Annotated in this window: 1 protein-coding gene; it reads left to right on the forward strand. The window is 43.1% G+C overall.

The genetic code is table 11. From position 1 onward, the window contains the following. The first annotated feature begins 195 nt into the window (after positions 1 to 195). Positions 196 to 23,760, forward strand: coding sequence for a gliding motility-associated C-terminal domain-containing protein (locus R8N23_RS12825; RefSeq protein WP_318172004.1), 23,565 nt, complete (start codon positions 196 to 198; stop codon positions 23,758 to 23,760). The last annotated feature ends 5 nt before the right edge of the window (positions 23,761 to 23,765 follow it).

The raw sequence follows: 23,765 nt of genomic DNA on the forward strand, positions 1-23,765 counted from the left end.
TCCGTAAATTCATCGAAAAACCACCTTCTTTAAGTGACATTTTTTATAAAAATAGTACACGATATTTTATTTAATATACCTTTAAAGCAAAATTGGCCATGTTGAACCCGAAAATGAAACCAAAACAGCATAAATGTCTATTGGTTACTTTTACCTCAACAAGGGCATTAAAAAGTAGAACTTTTTTTCAATCGTATGAATAGCTATAGAAAGATTTTTATCCTTATCCTGTGTATTGTACCCAATCTCCTTCTTGCTCAAGAGATTTGCGACGATGGCATCGATAACGATAACAACGGGTTTGTGGATTGTTATGACAGTGCATGTTCAGGTGATGCCGCTTGTTCTGACTTCTACTTTGGTAACTCAGTAGTCTGTGACGACCCCGCCACACAAAACCCCGTCTTCCAAATCAAACTTCAATGGGCGTCTGCAGACAGAACAGCGTTCAACTCAGTAACTCCAGCCATTGGAGATATTGATGGAGATGGAATTCCGGAAGTTGTATCTACCAACAGACAGGACAACACTGTAACTATTCTAGATGGTGCTACTGGCAACACAGAACATGGCCCCTTGAATGTAGGATTCGATATCGCCAAAACCGTAGCTATAGCAAATTTGGATGATGATGATTGTGCCGAAATTTTTGTAAGAGGTTTCAAGAATAACAATCTCAGAATGTACGATTGTGAACTCAATGAAATTTGGTCAGTTAATACAAATACAGGGGCTAAAGTAAGCCTTATCTCTCTTGCCGATTTCAATGGAGATGGTGTAGTAGAACTTTTACACGGTAATGAAATAAGAAATGCACATGACGGCTCTGTCATTATCGCCGGTTTGGGTGACTTTCAAGATGACGAACTTCACGGAACCGTCGCTATTGACATATTGGATGATGGTGATTGTGCGAATTGTGAGGGACTGGAAATTGTAGCTGCTGGAAAAATTTATTCAGTTGACATCGCGACACAAACCAGAACGGTTGAAAGAGATATCAACGATATTCTTCCTGCCGGTTCAGAATTTGCCATCAAAAACGGATGGGGCTGGAATTTCAATACAGCCAGTGTGGCCGACTATAATCAAGACGGAACCATCGATGTACTACTAAGCGGTGGACAATATGTAAGTGGTTCCATTAAGACAGCAGTTTTTTTCTGGGATGTCGAAAACTTTAGTGCTACCAGTTATGTGGTTCCTCAAAACCACTCTGCAGGTACAGGCAGAATCAATATTGCAGATATTGATGGTGATGGTAAGATGAATTGTACTTTTGTTTCGAAACAAAGATTATATGCACTTGATGAGAACCTAACTCCCCTATCCACTTGGTTTGAAGGTAGCGGTACAGGATACAAAGACATTAATGAGGGTTCCTCAGGATTTACCGGATGTACCGTTTTTGACTTTAATGACGACAAAGCTGCTGAGATCATTTATCGAGGGGAAAAATATGTACATATTATTGATGGTACGACCGGTACATCCCTTAAACAAATTAAGTGTACGTCCAGGACTTTTGAAGAATACCCCGTAGTAGCCGATGTTGACGGTGATGGAGCAAGTGAAATATGTGTGTCTTGTTCTACTGACGACAACACCCCATTTACACCTTATAGTAATGGTCGTTATGCCCAAATTAGAGTTTTTGAAGCCGATGGCGGTGAAAACTGGCAGCCATCAAGACCCATTTGGAATCAGCATGGATATTTTAATGTCAACGTAAATGATGACCTTACCATTCCGACCAACATGCAGGATCCTGGGAAAATATTTTCAACCAACGTCTGTACGACCGGACCGAACAGACCATTAAATGCATTTCTTAATCAGGCACCTTATTTGAACGAAACAGGGTGCCCTTCTTATGTTTCACCAGATATAGAATTAGTTCAGGTTAGTGGTGTTGGAGCCGCACAATGTCCTGAAGGAAGCTTCGACATTACTGTAACCATTGAAAATACTGGTGATATAGAACTCACGGGTTCAGTTCCGGTTACCTTTTATAATGGATCTCCAGATGAGGCCACTTCAACCAAACTAAATACAGTTTCAGCCACCTTGCAAGATCTGGCTGTGAATGAAAGTATGGATATCAATACCTTCGTTGAAGGCAGCGGAGGCGACTTTGACCTTTATGTTTCTGTGAATGATGATGGATCTCAAAATCCTCCTGTTACGAATTTCATCCGACCAGTACCAGAATGTGATGACTCAAATAATTTAACATTCACTGGAGTGGTGGCAGATCCATTTGACCTTCAACATGAAATTGTAAGTCATAATGTAAAATGTGATCCTACTAAACCTGACAATGGCGATGCTAGGGTTTTCTATTTTGGTACAATCTCCGAAACAGTAGACGAACTTTGGAAAGAGGATTTTCAAGACTTGGCTGTTGGAACGGACGAAGACAATGGTTCCACTGCTTGGTCATTTACTCAGCCTACTCCCTCTGATGCAGACAATCTTGATGTGTCATTTACAGGCTCAACAAACGAGCTTTTCTTTGCCGATGTAGATGGTGAAGCAGAATGGATATCGGAATATGTTACTTTTTCGACTTATGAGTCAGCCAATGTCTCTGTCGATATACGATCTAGCGCAAAATGTGATAAAAGCAATGATTATCTGAAATTATACTATCAGGTAGACGGAGGCAGTCTGCAGCAAATGAACTCTACCAAATTCAAAGGAAATTTTGGAACCTATACAGCTACTGCTAGTGGAATCACAGGGAATCAAATCAGATTTGTTGCGAGAGTTCAGAACAACTCCAATGACGAATTCTATTACATCGATAATGCTACCATTGAAGGAGTAAAAGATGCACAAAGTGGCGAAATCACTGCAGGATTTGATTTTCATTGGTTCCAAAACAACAACTTTAATGATACCATTTTTACTGGAAACAGATATACAGCCCTTCCAGAAGGTAACTATCAAGTGGTGGGAAGTTCTCAAAGCAATTCATGTACTTCCAATGTAGAAGACATTACAATCAATAGAGTGGAAGAATTGCCCGTTGTTGGCATTACAAAAACACAAGATCTTACAGATTGTGCCACACCTAATGGAATTTTGGATGCTTATGCTATTGAAAATGGGCTTCAAGTCACCTCTGGATACGATTTTGCGTGGTATATTGGTAACGACTTTACTACAGTGGTTGCTGTTGGTCCTACTGCCATCAACCTGGAAGCCAGAACTTATTCAGTTGTAGTTACAAATGAGGCCTCTGGTTGCGAATCAACCCTTTCTGAAACCGTCGACACCAATCAGACTACACCTGGTATTTTCCAGGACAATGTATCCCATGTCACTGACTGTATTGATTTCGAAAGTGGTTCTATCACGGTGAGTTCGGATGGTCCGGCTTCAGACTATACATTTAACTGGTACAACGGATCTGAGGTAAAAGCCACACCAGATTATACTGATTCTGGAACTTCTGGAGCCACCTACGACAACCTGGAAGCGGGATTTTATACGGTTGAAGTTCAAGAAAACTCATCTAAATGTTTCTCTGGTTCAATTACAATTCAGGTAGAAGATAACTCGGCGTCTCCAGATATTGTTATGACACTTGGAGCAAACTCATCATGTACAGATAATGGAAATGGATTAGCTACTGCTGAGATCAATGGAGGTATATTAACCGATTACACCTTTACCTATTATGAAGGCTCAAATTCTATACCAGCTAATCAAGTTTCAACAACCAGTGGTACACAAGGAGAAGTTGCTCAGTTGTTGTCAGCTGGAAATTATTTAGTAACTGCCGAAGAAATATCAACAGGTTGTGTTGGACGTGCATATTTTACCATTGTAGATAATATCACGAATCCTTCCACTCCTCCTTTTAATGAAATAGCTGTTTTGGATGTCACGTCTTGTAACGGTCTTGGACAAGGAGATGGTTCAGTTGATGCTTCAGGAGTCAATATGGCTGCAGTAGATACTGATGAGTTTGAAGCGGTTGTTAACGGTAGTTTTGAGGTACCAAACATTTCTGTAGCTCCCTACAACAAACCAGGAAGCTGGACTTTGTTAGATCAATCAGCTGCCTTGGGATGGTCTACGACCAACCCTTCTGGAAATCTTGAATACTGGGATGATGGGTTTCAGGGTGTTCCAGCATATGAAGGAGAACAATTTGCGGAAATTAACTCTGATGGCTTCGGAGCCTTTTATTTCGACGTTGTAACCAAACCAGGTGTGAGAATGGTTTGGTCTTTTGCCCATAGAGGTAGAAACGGTACTGACGTTGTAGCGCTTAAAATAGATGATCCTGCAGCTGGTACTCCTACAACAATTGAAACAGCATCTACAGATAATACGGCTTGGCAAGTATATTCTGGAGAATATACCATCCCTGATGGTCAAACCATTACTAGATTCTCTTTCGAAGCCATTAGTGCTGCGGGTGGAGCCACTGTTGGTAACTTCTTAGATGGAATTGTTTTTGAAGTCGCACCTTATTATTTTCAGCTATATGCAGGTAGCAACTCATCGGGAAGTCCTCTAGCAGAAAACACCACTGGTCTTTTTGAAAACCTTGACGAAGGAACATATACCTTATCTATTGTAAACAATATCACAGGTTGTCCTACAGATGATATTCCAATCATCATCAACTTTAATGAGCAAGAGCCATTATTAGTTAGACAGCTAAAAACTGGGGATGAGTATTGTGTTGATGGAAATGGAACTCAGAGAATCACGGCCTCTACAGAAAGTGGTGATCCAACTAATGGATACCGATATGAGATTTACGCAGGGACAGATACCACAGTGGCACCTTATTCAGGACCATTTGTTGATCCTGATGGAGATTACACTTTTACAAATCTGGAGGACGACACTTACCGTGTGGTTGTTGTAAGTAGAGACAATGAATGTCGTGGTTTTACGGATATAACCATATTGGATGACTCAGAAGTACCTTCTTTCTCTAACTTCATTGTAAATAACAATACATCTTGTTCTGGTGGCGCCAATGGACAGATTATTGCCAATGTATTTGGAGAGTCTAAAGAAGATTTTTACTGGTCATGGACTGATAACGCAGACAATCCAATAAAAACCAATATTGATGGAGCAGTTGATGGAACCGCCAATCTCCTGGATAACTTATCGGCTGGAACTTTCAAAGTATCAGCCACTCACAAGGTGACCGGATGTACGACTGGGTTTCAGAGTAGTGATGTCATCGACGATCCGTCAGGCAACTTCCCTACCATCATTTTATCTGAAGAAACAGAAAATACTGTTTGTAGTGGTGTAGGTAATGGATCCATAAAAGCTTTGGTCAATGAAGGAGCAGGTGCAATAGACCCTATTGGATACACTGTGGAGTGGTTTTTAGGGCCCGATGACTTGGGTACACAATTAGTCGATGGTGTTGATCCTGGCAACAACTCTTTACCTGTGTTCTCCGGAGGTGCTGATCATATTGTAGATGGGTTAAATGCTCCTGTAAGCGACAACGAGTACACAGTTAGAATAACAAATGCTGATGGTTGTGCAAATACTGCTACTATTACTTTGGGTAATAATCCAACAACTCCAGTTATTGATAGTACAGATCCAGGAGATGTTGTTATAACAGAAGTTGAATCATGTCCGGGGGGAGTCAACTACCCTGAAGGGCAAATTGAGTTAACTGATGTAACAGATACAGGATTTACCAATGCATCTGACGACTTCTCGTATGTTTGGTACTTTGGTTCTTCAAACGATCCATCTAATGTGATTAACGATGGCGATAATATTGGCACACTGAAAGGAGAAGCTGCAACTGCGGTTAATGTTTCATTCACAGGTGCTCCAGCTACCAACCATATTGTTGGCCTGAACACAGGCTTCTACACCGTAGAGGCGACCAACACTACCACGGGTTGTGTGTCTGATCCGGTAACCATCGAATTGACTGAAAGCTTAGCCACCATCACTATGGGTGAGGCTAACAATACCAACCAAACCAATTGTGATGACAACTTCAATGGTAGTATCGAAATCTCTGCCACTGGTGCAGGAGAAACGTTCGTCTACACCTTCTTTGTTGGAGCTAATACCGATGCGGCCAACCAAATCGATATCGCTCCTCGCAATGCTGAAGCGGATTACGATCAAGTGACCATCTCTGGTGATGTAAACACCAATCTGGCGACTATCGAAGACCTACCGAAAGGTACTTATACCGCCGAAGCGGTGAGCAACACCACTGGTTGTAGCGAAACTTATGAATTCATCATCGGTGAAGTAATCACTACTCCGGTAATCACTGATGCTGATACCGGACCTGCTGGTACCGATGTACTCCTTACTGAAGTCACTTCTTGTAGCGGTGGACCAACAGACCCTAATGGAGTCATCCAATTACTTGATGTGGTAGCCGGTGCGGATAATGATCCGGTCGCTGACTTTAACTACACCTGGTACTTCGGAGCTTCTAATGATCCGGCCAATGTGATCGATGATGCAGATGATATTTATACTCAGAAAGGGGAAACACCAGTATCTACCATTGATGTAACTGGATCTACTACCAGTACCATCTCTAACTTAAGTGCTGGATTCTATACCGTAGAAGCTATCAACAATACGACCGGATGTACCTCTGCTCCTGTTACTATCGAATTGACTGAGAATCTGGCTACCATCACCATGGGTGAAGCCAACAATACCGATCAATCGAACTGTAATACAAACTACAACGGTAGCATTGATATTGATGCCAACAGTGCTGGTGAAACCTTCGACTTTACTTTCTATGTGGGTGCCAATACGGATGTGTCTAATCAAATCGATGTGGCACCTCGTAACGCAGAAGCGAATTACGATCAGGTAAGCGTAACTAACGATGTGGGTACCAATACTGCCAATATCGATAACCTACCTAAAGGTACTTATACGGCCATGGCAGTAAGTAACACGACTGGATGTAGTGATACTTATCAGTTCGTTATTGGGGAAACATTTACTACTACAGTAATTACTGATGCCGATACCGGACCTGCTGGTACTGATGTATTACTTACTGAAGTGTCTTCTTGTAGCGGTGGACCAGCTGATCCTAATGGTGCTATCCAACTACTTGATGTGGTAGCCGGTGCAGAAAACAATCCTGCTACTCAATTTACCTACACTTGGTACTTTGGCTCTTCTAATGACCCGGCCAATGTCCTCGATGACAATGATGATATCTATACGCAAAAAGGAGAAACACCTGTATCTACTATTGATATAGTCGGTTCTACTTCTAGTACAATCCAAAATCTAAGTGCTGGCTTCTACACCGTAGAGGCGACCAACACTACCACGGGTTGTGTGTCTGATCCGGTAACCATCGAATTGACTGAAAGCTTAGCCACCATCACTATGGGTGAGGCTAACAATACCAACCAAACCAATTGTGATGACAACTTCAATGGTAGTATCGAAATCTCTGCCACTGGTGCAGGAGAAACGTTCGTCTACACCTTCTTTGTTGGAGCTAATACCGATGCGGCCAACCAAATCGATATCGCTCCTCGCAATGCTGAAGCGGATTACGATCAAGTGACCATCTCTGGTGATGTAAACACCAATCTGGCGACTATCGAAGACCTACCGAAAGGTACTTATACCGCCGAAGCGGTGAGCAACACCACTGGTTGTAGCGAAACTTATGAATTCATCATCGGTGAAGTAATCACTACTCCGGTAATCACTGATGCTGATACCGGACCTGCTGGTACCGATGTACTCCTTACTGAAGTCACTTCTTGTAGCGGTGGACCAACAGACCCTAATGGAGTCATCCAATTACTTGATGTGGTAGCCGGTGCGGATAATGATCCGGTCGCTGACTTTAACTACACCTGGTACTTCGGAGCTTCTAATGATCCGGCCAATGTGATCGATGATGCAGATGATATTTATACTCAGAAAGGGGAAACACCAGTATCTACCATTGATGTAACTGGATCTACTACCAGTACCATCTCTAACTTAAGTGCTGGATTCTATACCGTAGAAGCTATCAACAATACGACCGGATGTACCTCTGCTCCTGTTACTATCGAATTGACTGAGAATCTGGCTACCATCACCATGGGTGAAGCCAACAATACCGATCAATCGAACTGTAATACCAACTACAATGGTAGTATCGATATTACAGCAGCTAGCGGTGGAGATACTTTCGACTTCTTCTTCTATGTAGGAGCTAATACAGATGTATCTAATCAAATTGATATCAATCCTCGTAACCTGGAAGCTAATTACGATCAGGTAGTGGTTACCAATGATGCAGGTACGACTACTGCTAATATTGATAACCTGCCAAAAGGTACTTATACAGCTATGGCGGTAAGTAATGTCACTGGATGTAGTGAAACTTATCAGTTCGTTATTGGTGAATTACTCACCACTACTGTAATCACGGATGCTGACACTGGACCGGCAGGCACTGATGTGTTGCTTACAGAGGTTTCTTCTTGTAGCGGTGGACCAGCTGATCCTAATGGAGCAATTCAATTGCTAGACGTAGTAGCCGGAGCAGAAAGTAATCCTGCCACTCAATTTACCTACACCTGGTACTTTGGCTCTTCTAACGATCCGGCCAATGTCCTCGATGACAATGATGATATCTATACGCAAAAAGGGGAAACTCCGGTTTCTACCATCGATATCGTAGGGTCTGCTTCTAATCACATTCAAAACCTAAGTGCAGGCTTCTACACCGTAGAAGCGACCAACACTACCACGGGTTGTGTGTCTGATCCGGTAACTATCGAATTGACTGAAAGTCTGGCTACCATCCTCATGGGTGAGGCCAACAATACCAATCAGACCAATTGTGATGACAACTTCAATGGTAACATTGATATCACAGCAGCTAGCGGTGGAGATACTTTCAACTTTACTTTCTATGTAGGAGCTAATACTGATGTGGCCAACCAAATTGATATCAATCCTCGTAACCTCGAAGCGGATTACGACCAAGTACTTGTGACTAACGATGCTGGTACAACTACAGCCAATATTGATAACCTACCCAAAGGTACTTATACAGCCGAAGCTACCAGTCTGGTAACCGGTTGTAGCCAAACTTATGAATTCATCATCGGTGAAGTAATCACTACTCCGGTAATCACTGATGCTGATACCGGACCTGCTGGTACCGATGTACTCCTTACTGAAGTATCTTCTTGTAGTGGCGGACCTACTGACCCTAATGGAGTCATCCAATTACTTGATGTGGTAGCCGGTGCTGATAATGACCCAGTCGCTGACTTTAACTACACCTGGTACTTCGGAGCTTCTAATGATCCGGCCAATGTGATCGATGATGCAGATGATATTTATACTCAGAAAGGGGAAACACCAGTATCTACCATTGATGTAACTGGATCTACTACCAGTACCATCTCTAACTTAAGTGCTGGATTCTATACCGTAGAAGCTATCAACAATACGACCGGATGTACCTCTGCTCCTGTTACTATCGAATTGACTGAGAATCTGGCTACCATCACCATGGGTGAAGCCAACAATACCGATCAATCGAACTGTAATACCAACTACAATGGTAGTATCGATATTACAGCAGCTAGCGGTGGAGATACTTTCGACTTCTTCTTCTATGTAGGAGCTAATACAGATGTATCTAATCAAATTGATATCAATCCTCGTAACCTGGAAGCTAATTACGATCAGGTAGTGGTTACCAATGATGCAGGTACGACTACTGCTAATATTGATAACCTGCCAAAAGGTACTTATACAGCTATGGCGGTAAGTAATGTCACTGGATGTAGTGAAACTTATCAGTTCGTTATTGGTGAATTACTCACCACTACTGTAATCACGGATGCTGACACTGGACCGGCAGGCACTGATGTGTTGCTTACAGAGGTTTCTTCTTGTAGCGGTGGACCAGCTGATCCTAATGGAGCAATTCAATTGCTAGACGTAGTAGCCGGAGCAGAAAGTAATCCTGCCACTCAATTTACCTACACCTGGTACTTTGGCTCTTCTAACGATCCGGCCAATGTCCTCGATGACAATGATGATATCTATACGCAAAAAGGGGAAACTCCGGTTTCTACCATCGATATCGTAGGGTCTGCTTCTAATCACATTCAAAACCTAAGTGCAGGCTTCTACACCGTAGAAGCGACCAACACTACCACGGGTTGTGTGTCTGATCCGGTAACTATCGAATTGACTGAAAGTCTGGCTACCATCCTCATGGGTGAGGCCAACAATACCAATCAGACCAATTGTGATGACAACTTCAATGGTAACATTGATATCACAGCAGCTAGCGGTGGAGATACTTTCAACTTTACTTTCTATGTAGGAGCTAATACTGATGTGGCCAACCAAATTGATATCAATCCTCGTAACCTCGAAGCGGATTACGACCAAGTACTTGTGACTAACGATGCTGGTACAACTACAGCCAATATTGATAACCTACCCAAAGGTACTTATACAGCCGAAGCTACCAGTCTGGTAACCGGTTGTAGCCAAACTTATGAATTCATCATCGGTGAAGTAATCACTACTCCGGTAATCACTGATGCTGATACCGGACCTGCTGGTACCGATGTACTCCTTACTGAAGTATCTTCTTGTAGTGGCGGACCTACTGACCCTAATGGAGTCATCCAATTACTTGATGTGGTAGCCGGTGCTGATAATGACCCAGTCGCTGACTTTACCTACACTTGGTACTTCGGAGCTTCTAACGATCCAGCCAACGTGATCGACGATGCAGACGATATCTATACACAGAAAGGAGAAACTCCAGTCTCTACCATTGATGTAACTGGATCTACTACGAGCATCATCTCCAACCTAAGTGCCGGATTCTATACCGTAGAAGCCATCAACAATACTACTGGATGTACCTCTGCTCCTGTCACTATCGAGTTGACTGAGAATCTAGCGACCATCCTCATGGGTGAAGCCAACAACACTGATCAGTCGAACTGTAATACCAACTACAATGGTAGTATCGATATTACAGCAGCTAGCGGTGGAGATACTTTCGACTTCTTCTTCTATGTAGGAGCTAATACAGATGTATCTAATCAAATTGATATCAATCCTCGTAACCTGGAAGCTAATTACGATCAGGTAGTGGTTACCAATGATGCAGGTACGACTACTGCTAATATTGATAACCTGCCAAAAGGTACTTATACAGCTATGGCGGTAAGTAATGTCACTGGATGTAGTGAAACTTATCAGTTCGTTATTGGTGAATTACTCACCACTACTGTAATCACGGATGCTGACACTGGACCGGCAGGCACTGATGTGTTGCTTACAGAGGTTTCTTCTTGTAGCGGTGGACCAGCTGATCCTAATGGAGCAATTCAATTGCTAGACGTAGTAGCCGGAGCAGAAAGTAATCCTGCCACTCAATTTACCTACACCTGGTACTTTGGCTCTTCTAACGATCCGGCCAATGTCCTCGATGACAATGATGATATCTATACGCAAAAAGGGGAAACTCCGGTTTCTACCATCGATATCGTAGGGTCTGCTTCTAATCACATTCAAAACCTAAGTGCAGGCTTCTACACCGTAGAAGCGACCAACACTACCACGGGTTGTGTGTCTGATCCGGTAACTATCGAATTGACTGAAAGTCTGGCTACCATCCTCATGGGTGAGGCCAACAATACCAATCAGACCAATTGTGATGACAACTTCAATGGTAACATTGATATCACAGCAGCTAGCGGTGGAGATACTTTCAACTTTACTTTCTATGTAGGAGCTAATACTGATGTGGCCAACCAAATTGATATCAATCCTCGTAACCTCGAAGCGGATTACGACCAAGTACTTGTGACTAACGATGCTGGTACAACTACAGCCAATATTGATAACCTACCCAAAGGTACTTATACAGCCGAAGCTACCAGTCTGGTAACCGGTTGTAGCCAAACTTATGAATTCATCATCGGTGAAGTAATTACTACTCCGGTAATTACCGATGCAGACACTGGCCCTGCTGGTACAGATGTATTGCTTACTGAAGTATCTTCTTGTAGTGGCGGACCTACTGACCCTAATGGAGTCATCCAATTACTTGATGTGGTAGCCGGTGCTGATAATGACCCAGTCGCTGACTTTACCTACACTTGGTACTTCGGAGCTTCTAACGATCCAGCCAACGTGATCGACGATGCAGACGATATCTATACACAGAAAGGAGAAACTCCAGTCTCTACCATTGATGTAACTGGATCTACTACGAGCATCATCTCCAACCTAAGTGCCGGATTCTATACCGTAGAAGCCATCAACAATACTACTGGATGTACCTCTGCTCCTGTCACTATCGAGTTGACTGAGAATTTGATTGCCATAGTTCCGACCGTATCTGTAACTCAAGATGACTTTAGTTGTGATTTAGCAACTCCGACCGGACAGGTTACAGCGAATATCACCACCTATGATGGTTCCCCAGTAACAGATAATACTGGCTTTACCATTGAATGGTTTACTGGAACTAATACATTGCCTGCCAATTTACTTCCAGGGGCCATTGCAGGGTCGGTGGCAACTCAAGACGCAGGCCCAAATACTAATGATCATATCATAAGTAACTTACCTGATGGTACATATACGGTTAAAGTAACACACGACAACTTGGGATGTTTTACTACGGAGCAAGTCGTAATTAGAAGAGCAACACCAATAATGAGTTTGACTTATGATGTCAATCAGGATCAAACCGACTGTACACCTGACGGTGAAGTTGAAGTAACAGCCATAGGACTTACTTATTCCGATGGAGGTGGAGCGCCAATTAACTTTACACCTTCCTACACTTATGAATTCTATGAAGGACAAGATGAGTTTGGTACAGTACTACAAGCCAATAGTGTAAACCCAGTTTTAACAGGGCAAGTATCTGGATATTACACAGTTATTGCCACTGAAACTAATTCCGGTTGTAAAAGTGACCCATTTACTCAATTTATAGATGATTTGACTCCAGCTGCCCCAGCTGTAAATATTGCCTATGGCATATTACCTACAGACTGTGCATCTGCTACAGGAACCATTGATGCCACATTAGGAGCTGATGCGAATATTACTTTTGAATGGTGGGAAGGTTCCGATGACTATACTGACGAAGTCCAAAATGGCATCGATGGCATATCCCCAATCAATCCTGCGGGATATAACACAGACGGTAATACAGGTACTACTACTTTAACTGGCCTTGAATCCGGATTGTACTCATTAATTGTTGATTATACAGGGTCTACACAGTGTAGATATCAGATTGTTTATGACCTACCATTTGTTGGGCAGCAAGCTACAACTACAATTGCGGTTGAACATGTGGAAGAGTGTCCAGACGATGGAAGTGCTGAAGTCGGTATTTCTGAAAGTATTTTCATAACCTATACGGCGACAAATGGTTTCAGCTTTGATGATGGTGAAACTGTGGCTGCATTACCAAGTGGAGCAACGGGTACTGTGAGTAATAATACAGATGGAGTCTCAATGAGAATTTCTACCACTTCTTCTCCTGCTTCATTTACAGATGCAGATGGTATTACCGGTCAACTTAGTGGGGCTACTGCAGATATAGATATACTTACTCCAGGATATTCAGATGGCAACTTCGATGATATATCTGAATATGACATCTATCTCTATGCTGGGGATGGTGTACCAGCAGATCCATTAGCAAACTATACTGTTAATGGCATTACCTATCCGTTAATCAATTTATCATCAGGTAGAGCCGCGGCAGATAATGATCCAGGAGATGTGGTTCAGTTCACAGGGTTGCCAGCAGGGGATTATACCGCAGTTGCCAGACAGATTAATAATCCTGCTTTTGCTCCTGCCAATACTGACAGATGTTTTTCTGCAAGCGCAGTGGAAACTATTGAGCAACGTGCCTATACACCATTCATTGATGGTTTTACAATTACAGACAACACAGTATGTGATGGAGACCCTGGAGATGGTGAAATCACTGTAGTCGCGAAAAAAGATGCTGAAGACACATATGGTCCATTCGACCGTCCCGAGGACTTTGAATTTAGATGGTTTGTAGTAGGTGCAGAAACCTATCCTGGAGATGAATTATTGGTTGAGCAGCATGAGACCACTTCTACTCTATCCAATCTGGGCCCAGAAGACTACATCGTAAAAATTTATAGAATCGTTGGAGGAGCAGGTCCGGCATCTTATGTATATTCAGGCTGCTCCGTTGAAGGAACTTACACCATCAACACAGACCCTCAAGAACATACCATTGATGCGCTGACCTCCATTGCTCATATTGAAGACTGTGGTGCAACTGGCTCAGCTACTGTGGAAGATGCTGATGTTACTTCTGGAGATAGAGATGATTATGACTTTACTTGGTATGAAGATGATGCGGTTACTCCTATAGCAACAGCTGCCAATGACTATGAACTCCTTGGTCTGGCTGCTGGTACTTACTTTGTAGAAGCTGAGCACGTATTGTTTGGCTGTAACACCCCAATGATTGAATTCGAGATCGAAGATCAAACGGTGGTACCAACGCTTAGCCTCACCCTTAATGCCATTGATACAAGCTGTGATACAGATCCAAACGAAGGAAATGGAGCAATTAACTGGTCTATCACTAACGATGATGGTGGTAACTACTCTTACCAATGGTATGCAGGTACTTCTGTAGCCGGTGGTACGGCTCTAGTCAACGGAGCTTCTATAAACGGAGCCGTGGGGGCTGCTGCCGCTGTATCTTCGGGTACTTTGAGTGGTGTTGACGGTGGATTCTACACCTTGAGAGTCATTGACGAACAAAATACTAGCGACAATTGTTTTGTCGATGCTACTTTCGAATTAGATGAAGATATTCCAACTATCACAATTGCCGCAGCCGGATCGAGTAACACCCCTAACGACAACTGTTCTGGTGGTGGATATAATGGTCAATTCCAAATCACTAATGTGGCTGTTAATGGCGTGGCTCAAGGCAATACTACTGGGTTTGATTTCGCTTTCACTAAAGCAGGTGGCGCTCATGGAGGTACGCAGGTAGGTACTAATCCACTCATCACTGACTTAGAACCTGGTGATTATGAAGTCATTATTACTGATGCTACGGGATGTTCTAGTACTACTACCGACTTCACCATCGATGACATCTCTGTCGATCCTATCGCTGAGTTGTTTGACAAAAACCCTGATACTAATTGTGTATCTCCAGGTACCAACATCGGTAATGGTGATCTGACTGTACAGATCGTCGGTGGGGCTAGCGTAGCTAACTACTCCTTCAGATGGTTCAGAGGTACTGATGTAACTGACACCGATACCGAAATCACTGCCGTTGCATTTACTAATACTGACCAAGGATCTGCGGTGATCACTGGTGGTAACGATCAAACAATCTCTGACCTCTCTCCTGGACAGTACACCGTACTAGTTACTGACAATGATGCTGACGATGATAATGACGGATGTTTCTCTACCACTACTTTCACTATCACTAATGTGCCAGATGTGCATGAAATTACTGACATCACTTTAGCTCATGTAGAAGACTGTGGAGGAACTGGTTCTGCAACTATTCAAGATGCCCATGTTACTTCTGGAGATAGAGATGATTATGATTTCACTTGGTATGAAGATGACGCAGTTACTCCTATCGCTACTGCTGCCAATGACTATGAACTCCTTGGCCTGGCTGCTGGTACTTACTTCGTAGAAGCCGAGTATACAGCTAGTACACCGAACGATGGTTGTATGACTTCTCTGTTCGAATTCGAGATCGAAGATCAAACGGTGGTACCAACGCTTAGTTTAACTCTTAACACCATTGATACCAGCTGTGATACAGATCCAAACGAAGGAAATGGAGAGATTAACTGGTCTATAACTAACGATGATGGTGGTAACTACTCTTACCAATGGTATGCAGGTACTTCTGTAGCCGGTGGTACGGCTCTAGTCAACGGAGCTTCTATAAACGGAGCCGTGGGGGCTGCTGCCGCTGTATCTTCGGGTACTTTGAGTGGCGTTGATGGTGGATTCTACACCTTGAGAGTCATTGATGAACAAAATACTAGCGACAATTGTTTTGTCGATGCGACCTTCGAACTCATCGAAGAGCAACCGACCATCTCTATCGCTACCGATGGAGCTGATTTTACCAACACACCTAACGACAACTGTTCTGGTGGTGGATATAATGGTCAATTCCAAATCTTTGATGTGGCTATCAATGGTGTGCCTCAAGGCAATACTACTGGGTTCGATTTCACTTTCACTAAAGCAGGTGGCGCTGCCCATGGCGGTACACAGGTAGGTTCTAATCCTTTAGTTACTGATCTGGAACCTGGTGACTACCAAGTCCAAATTATCGATGCTACGGGATGTTCTAGCGGATTAACTGACTTCACCATCGATGACATCTCTGTCGATCCTATCGCTGAGTTGTTTGACAAAAACCCTGATACTAATTGTGTATCTCCAGGTACCAACATCGGTAATGGTGATCTGACTGTACAGATCGTCGGTGGGGCTAGCGTAGCTAACTACTCCTTCAGATGGTTCAGAGGTACTGATGTAACTGACACCGATACCGAAATCACTGCCGTTGCATTTACTAATACTGACCAAGGATCTGCGGTGATCACTGGTGGTAACGATCAAACAATCTCTGACCTCTCTCCTGGACAGTACACCGTACTAGTTACTGACAATGATGCTGACGATGATAATGACGGATGTTTCTCTACCACTACTTTCACTATCACTAATGTGCCAGATGTGCATGAAATTACTGACATCACTTTAGCTCATGTAGAAGACTGTGGAGGAACTGGTTCTGCAACTATTCAAGATGCCCATGTTACTTCTGGAGATAGAGATGATTATGATTTCACTTGGTATGAAGATGACGCAGTTACTCCTATCGCTACTGCTGCCAATGACTATGAACTCCTTGGCCTGGCTGCTGGTACTTACTTCGTAGAAGCCGAGTATACAGCTAGTACACCGAACGATGGTTGTATGACTTCTCTGTTCGAATTCGAGATCGAAGATCAAACGGTGGTACCAACGCTTAGTTTAACTCTTAACACCATTGATACCAGCTGTGATACAGATCCAAACGAAGGAAATGGAGAGATTAACTGGTCTATAACTAACGATGATGGTGGTAACTACTCTTACCAATGGTATGCAGGTACTTCTGTAGCCGGTGGTACGGCTCTAGTCAACGGAGCTTCTATAAACGGAGCCGTGGGGGCTGCTGCCGCTGTATCTTCGGGTACTTTGAGTGGCGTTGATGGTGGATTCTACACCTTGAGAGTCATTGATGAACAAAATACTAGCGACAATTGTTTTGTCGATGCGACCTTCGAACTCATCGAAGAGCAACCGACCATCTCTATCGCTACCGATGGAGCTGATTTTACCAACACACCTAACGACAACTGTTCTGGTGGTGGATATAATGGTCAATTCCAAATCTTTGATGTGGCTATCAATGGTGTGCCTCAAGGCAATACTACTGGGTTCGATTTCACTTTCACTAAAGCAGGTGGCGCTGCCCATGGCGGTACACAGGTAGGTTCTAATCCTTTAGTTACTGATCTGGAACCTGGTGACTACCAAGTCCAAATTATCGATGCTACGGGATGTTCTAGCGGATTAACTGACTTCACCATCGATGACATCTCTGTCGATCCTATCGCTGAGTTGTTTGACAAAAACCCTGATACTAATTGTGTATCTCCAGGTACCAACATCGGTAATGGTGATCTGACTGTACAGATCGTCGGTGGGGCTAGCGTAGCTAACTACTCCTTCAGATGGTTCAGAGGTACTGATGTAACTGACACCGATACCGAAATCACTGCCGTTGCATTTACTAATACTGACCAAGGATCTGCGGTGATCACTGGTGGTAACGATCAAACAATCTCTGACCTCTCTCCTGGACAGTACACCGTACTAGTTACTGACAATGATGCTGACGATGATAATGACGGATGTTTCTCTACCACTACTTTCACTATCACTAATGTGCCAGATGTGCATGAAATTACTGACATCACTTTAGCTCATGTAGAAGACTGTGGAGGAACTGGTTCTGCAACTATTCAAGATGCCCATGTTACTTCTGGAGATAGAGATGATTATGATTTCACTTGGTATGAAGATGACGCAGTTACTCCTATCGCTACTGCTGCCAATGACTATGAACTCCTTGGCCTGGCTGCTGGTACTTACTTCGTAGAAGCCGAGTATACAGCTAGTACACCGAACGATGGTTGTATGACTTCTCTGTTCGAATTCGAGATCGAAGATCAAACGGTGGTACCAACGCTTAGTTTAACTCTTAACACCATTGATACCAGCTGTGATACAGATCCAAACGAAGGAAATGGAGAGATTAACTGGTCTATAACTAACGATGATGGTGGTAACTACTCTTACCAATGGTATGCAGGTACTTCTGTAGCCGGTGGTACGGCTCTAGTCAACGGAGCTTCTATAAACGGAGCCGTGGGGGCTGCTGCCGCTGTATCTTCGGGTACTTTGAGTGGCGTTGATGGTGGATTCTACACCTTGAGAGTCATTGATGAACAAAATACTAGCGACAATTGTTTTGTCGATGCGACCTTCGAACTCATCGAAGAGCAACCGACCATCTCTATCGCTACCGATGGAGCTGATTTTACCAACACACCTAACGACAACTGTTCTGGTGGTGGATATAATGGTCAATTCCAAATCTTTGATGTGGCTATCAATGGTGTGCCTCAAGGCAATACTACTGGGTTCGATTTCACTTTCACTAAAGCAGGTGGCGCTGCCCATGGCGGTACACAGGTAGGTTCTAATCCTTTAGTTACTGATCTGGAACCTGGTGACTACCAAGTCCAAATTATCGATGCTACGGGATGTTCTAGCGGATTAACTGACTTCACCATCGATGACATCTCTGTCGATCCTATCGCTGAGTTGTTTGACAAAAACCCTGATACTAATTGTGTATCTCCAGGTACCAACATCGGTAATGGTGATCTGACTGTACAGATCGTCGGTGGGGCTAGCGTAGCTAACTACTCCTTCAGATGGTTCAGAGGTACTGATGTAACTGACACCGATACCGAAATCACTGCCGTTGCATTTACTAATACTGACCAAGGATCTGCGGTGATCACTGGTGGTAACGATCAAACAATCTCTGACCTCTCTCCTGGACAGTACACCGTACTAGTTACTGACAATGATGCTGACGATGATAATGACGGATGTTTCTCTACCACTACTTTCACTATCACTAATGTGCCAGATGTGCATGAAATTACTGACATCACTTTAGCTCATGTAGAAGACTGTGGAGGAACTGGTTCTGCAACTATTCAAGATGCCCATGTTACTTCTGGAGATAGAGATGATTATGATTTCACTTGGTATGAAGATGACGCAGTTACTCCTATCGCTACTGCTGCCAATGACTATGAACTCCTTGGCCTGGCTGCTGGTACTTACTTCGTAGAAGCCGAGTATACAGCTAGTACACCGAACGATGGTTGTATGACTTCTCTGTTCGAATTCGAGATCGAAGATCAAACGGTGGTACCAACGCTTAGTTTAACTCTTAACACCATTGATACCAGCTGTGATACAGATCCAAACGAAGGAAATGGAGAGATTAACTGGTCTATAACTAACGATGATGGTGGTAACTACTCTTACCAATGGTATGCAGGTACTTCTGTAGCCGGTGGTACGGCTCTAGTCAACGGAGCTTCTATAAACGGAGCCGTGGGGGCTGCTGCCGCTGTATCTTCGGGTACTTTGAGTGGCGTTGATGGTGGATTCTACACCTTGAGAGTCATTGATGAACAAAATACTAGCGACAATTGTTTTGTCGATGCGACCTTCGAACTCATCGAAGAGCAACCGACCATCTCTATCGCTACCGATGGAGCTGATTTTACCAACACACCTAACGACAACTGTTCTGGTGGTGGATATAATGGTCAATTCCAAATCTTTGATGTGGCTATCAATGGTGTGCCTCAAGGCAATACTACTGGGTTCGATTTCACTTTCACTAAAGCAGGTGGCGCTGCCCATGGCGGTACACAGGTAGGTTCTAATCCTTTAGTTACTGATCTGGAACCTGGTGACTACCAAGTCCAAATTATCGATGCTACGGGATGTTCTAGCGGATTAACTGACTTCACCATCGATGACATCTCTGTCGATCCTATCGCTGAGTTGTTTGACAAAAACCCTGATACTAATTGTGTATCTCCAGGTACCAACATCGGTAATGGTGATCTGACTGTACAGATCGTCGGTGGGGCTAGCGTAGCTAACTACTCCTTCAGATGGTTCAGAGGTACTGATGTAACTGACACCGATACCGAAATCACTGCCGTTGCATTTACTAATACTGACCAAGGATCTGCGGTGATCACTGGTGGTAACGATCAAACAATCTCTGACCTCTCTCCTGGACAGTACACCGTACTAGTTACTGACAATGATGCTGACGATGATAATGACGGATGTTTCTCTACCACTACTTTCACTATCACTAATGTGCCGGCCACGCACACACTAAATGAAGCTAACATAGATGCATCCATAGTACATGTTACTGATTGTGGAGGAGCCGACGGCACCATTACTATCGCCGATGCTGATGTCACTTCAGGTGATGTTGATGATTACAATTTCACGTGGTACTCGGATGGTCCTTTAACTGATATGGGAGTACCATCCAATACGACAATGATCAACACATTAGCTCCTGGAACTTATTACATCAAGGCAACTCATATCGCTTCCGGATGTAATACAGGTCAAATTGCCTTTGAAATTGAAGATCAGTCAGAAGCACCTGGCCTTAGCTTGTCTGAGAACATAACAGATTCAAGTTGTGACCCTGATGTCAATGAAGGTAATGGAGCTATTGACTGGGTCATTCAAAATACAGTCGGTGGTGTCGCCCCGGCTGGTAGCTACGATTACCAATGGTATGTGGGTGCTACAGCCATTCCAGGTACTAATGAGGTGACCGGAGCTGGTATTGTCGGAATATCTGGAACTATAGGTGCGGGCTACAGTGGTACAATTTCTGGATTAGATGGTGGAACTTATACTTTAAGAGTAACCGATGGTACAAATCCTAACAATACTTGTTTCGTGGATCAAACTATTACTCTTTCTGAGACAATCCCTACCTATGAAGTTACAGCATTCAACATTGATCCGAACACAAACTGTGTTGGAGGTGGCTATAATGGGGAATTCGAAATAACAACAATAAGCGGTGGAGCACTTGCTGACTTCACTTATACATTTGCCAAGAATAATGATCCTGGTTATGTTTTCAACAATGTTGCTAATTGGCATGTGGATCAATTGGATCCTGGCAGTTATGAAGTATACTTCGTCAATACAGCCACTCAATGTGAGGGTAATATAGTCGACTTTGTAATTGAAGATGATACGGTACAACCCACAGTTTCATTTACTCTGGATAGCTCAGATGAATATTGTGTCGGAGGAAACGGGCAGATTACGGTAGTACCTGATGCGACCACCTTAGCTAATGGAGCTACTTATTCTTGGGCACCAGGAGGTGAAATCACTCAAACGATATCGAACCTTGATCAAGGAACAACAAGCACCTACACTGTCACAGTTACTGATGGCCTTACAGGCTGTTCGGTTACAGATAGTTATGTATTACCATTCGATCCAGTGGATATAATAATTGATGTTAATGCTGATGTGATTGTCACACCAACCACCATGTGTGGAGCTAATGTGAATGGTGCAATAAATATCACTAATATTTCACCTGACACACCTGGAGACTATACCTATACTTGGTATCAGGGTTCTTATGATGCTACTGGCCACACTGCTTGGACAGGCGGAGCCACTGCCAATGAAACTGGACTTGCAGCTGACACCTATTATGTTGAAGCCACCAATGGAAATTCTGGTTGTACTTCGAAAGTCTTTGAGTTTATCGTTGAAGATGAAAGTGTGAATCCAGTAGTTGCACTGGTTGACTTCGAATTACAAAACAATTGCGATTTAACTCCAGGCAATGGTAATGGTTTCCTTTCTGTTACGGCAGATGGGTCTACTAACTTGGGTGATTATAGCTTCGATTGGACAAGTGCTTCTGGCATACCTGGACCTGGTACCAATCCACTATACACAGATTTAGATGCTGGTTCCTACACGGTTGAAGTACAAGATTTGACAACACTTTGTACTACGTCTGAGACTTATGGAATGATCAATGACACTAATAACCCATTGGTTCTAAGTATCACCACTATTCCAAATGAAAATTGTATAGATCCAAATGGAGCACTGGCTATTAATGTTCTAAATTCATTGAACCCTACGGCCGTATTTGAATACTATCTAATCGATGGAAGCGACTCTTCTCCTCTCCCATTTGATCCAACCGATCAGATGGCTGGAAACTTTGCTGATGACATTGTAGATGGTGACTATACAGTGATGGTTGAGGATACTGATGGAGGCTGTTTCTCAGAACCAACCTTTATTACTATCGGATCCGATAAAGATGACATGCAAATGACCATTGTTGAAGACCATCCATTGACTAAATGTGATTTTCAAAATGTAAGAGCAGATGGACAAGCTACTGTGACTCCTGGTCCAGAAAGTGCCTCCAGATATACTATATACTGGCACGACGGTGCCAGCTTGTCTGATGCAGTAATGGACTCTACGCTTACACTACACGAATTGTTAGGACAAACTTATACAGTGGAAATGATTGATAGAATCACAGGTTGTTCAATTTCTGAGTCCATTACTATTAACTCAGACATCGAGCTTGTACCAACACCGCTTGTTGATCTTATCAGCGATGTGACCAACTGTATTACTCCAAATGGAGCAGTAACTGCAGCCATTGATTCATCAGGAACTGTATCTGGCTACACATTTGAGTGGACGGATAATAGCGGTGCGACCATTAGTTCTACATTCGGTGCAGCTGGTTTAGACTTGGGCACTTACACTGTAAGAGCCACTGACTTAGTTTCAGAATGTGTATCAGATGCCGCATCCATCGAAATTGTAGATGCAAGAGTAGATCCAGAGTTCACAGTTGAAACCACTGAGTCTACGTGTTCTGAATTAGAATTTGGCACTGACGATTACGCAGGTAATGGTGAAGCATCACTTACATTCGCCTCGTTCGTTACTTCAGGTATTGAAAATCAATATTGGGCAGAAGCAAGTGGAACAGATGACACTACACCAATTGATCCAACGGATACTGAAAGTATCATTAGTACTAACGAATTGATGAGTGGATTGAATCCGGGAGATTACAAAGTATTGGTGATAGATGATCAAGATTGTTCTTATCAAGCCAATTTCACAATAGAAACAGATATTGAAATATTTAACGGGGTATCTGACAATGGAGATGGCAAGAATGATTACTTTAGAATCTCCTGTGCGGATAGATTCCCTAATAATAATATAAAAATCTATACGAGATCAGGTACTTTGGTTTACAAGACATCAGGATATGAAGACGATGTTAGTGGAAATGTATTCACCGGTAAACGAAATACTGGAGTAGGTGGTGGAAGTGATGGCTTGCCTTCTGGAACTTATTTCTATATTTTTGACAAAGGTGAAGGCAACGATGGAGATGTATACCAAGGATATTTAGAATTGGTCAAATAGTAATA

Origin of the sequence: Reichenbachiella sp. (assembly GCF_033344935.1) — a bacterium.
Taxonomy (GTDB): domain Bacteria; phylum Bacteroidota; class Bacteroidia; order Cytophagales; family Cyclobacteriaceae; genus Reichenbachiella.

Excerpts from the sequence above, each read along its gene's own strand:
- R8N23_RS12825 (WP_318172004.1), top strand. The coding sequence starts at position 196 with ATGAATAGCTATAGAAAGATTTTTATCCTTATCCTGTGTATTGTACCC.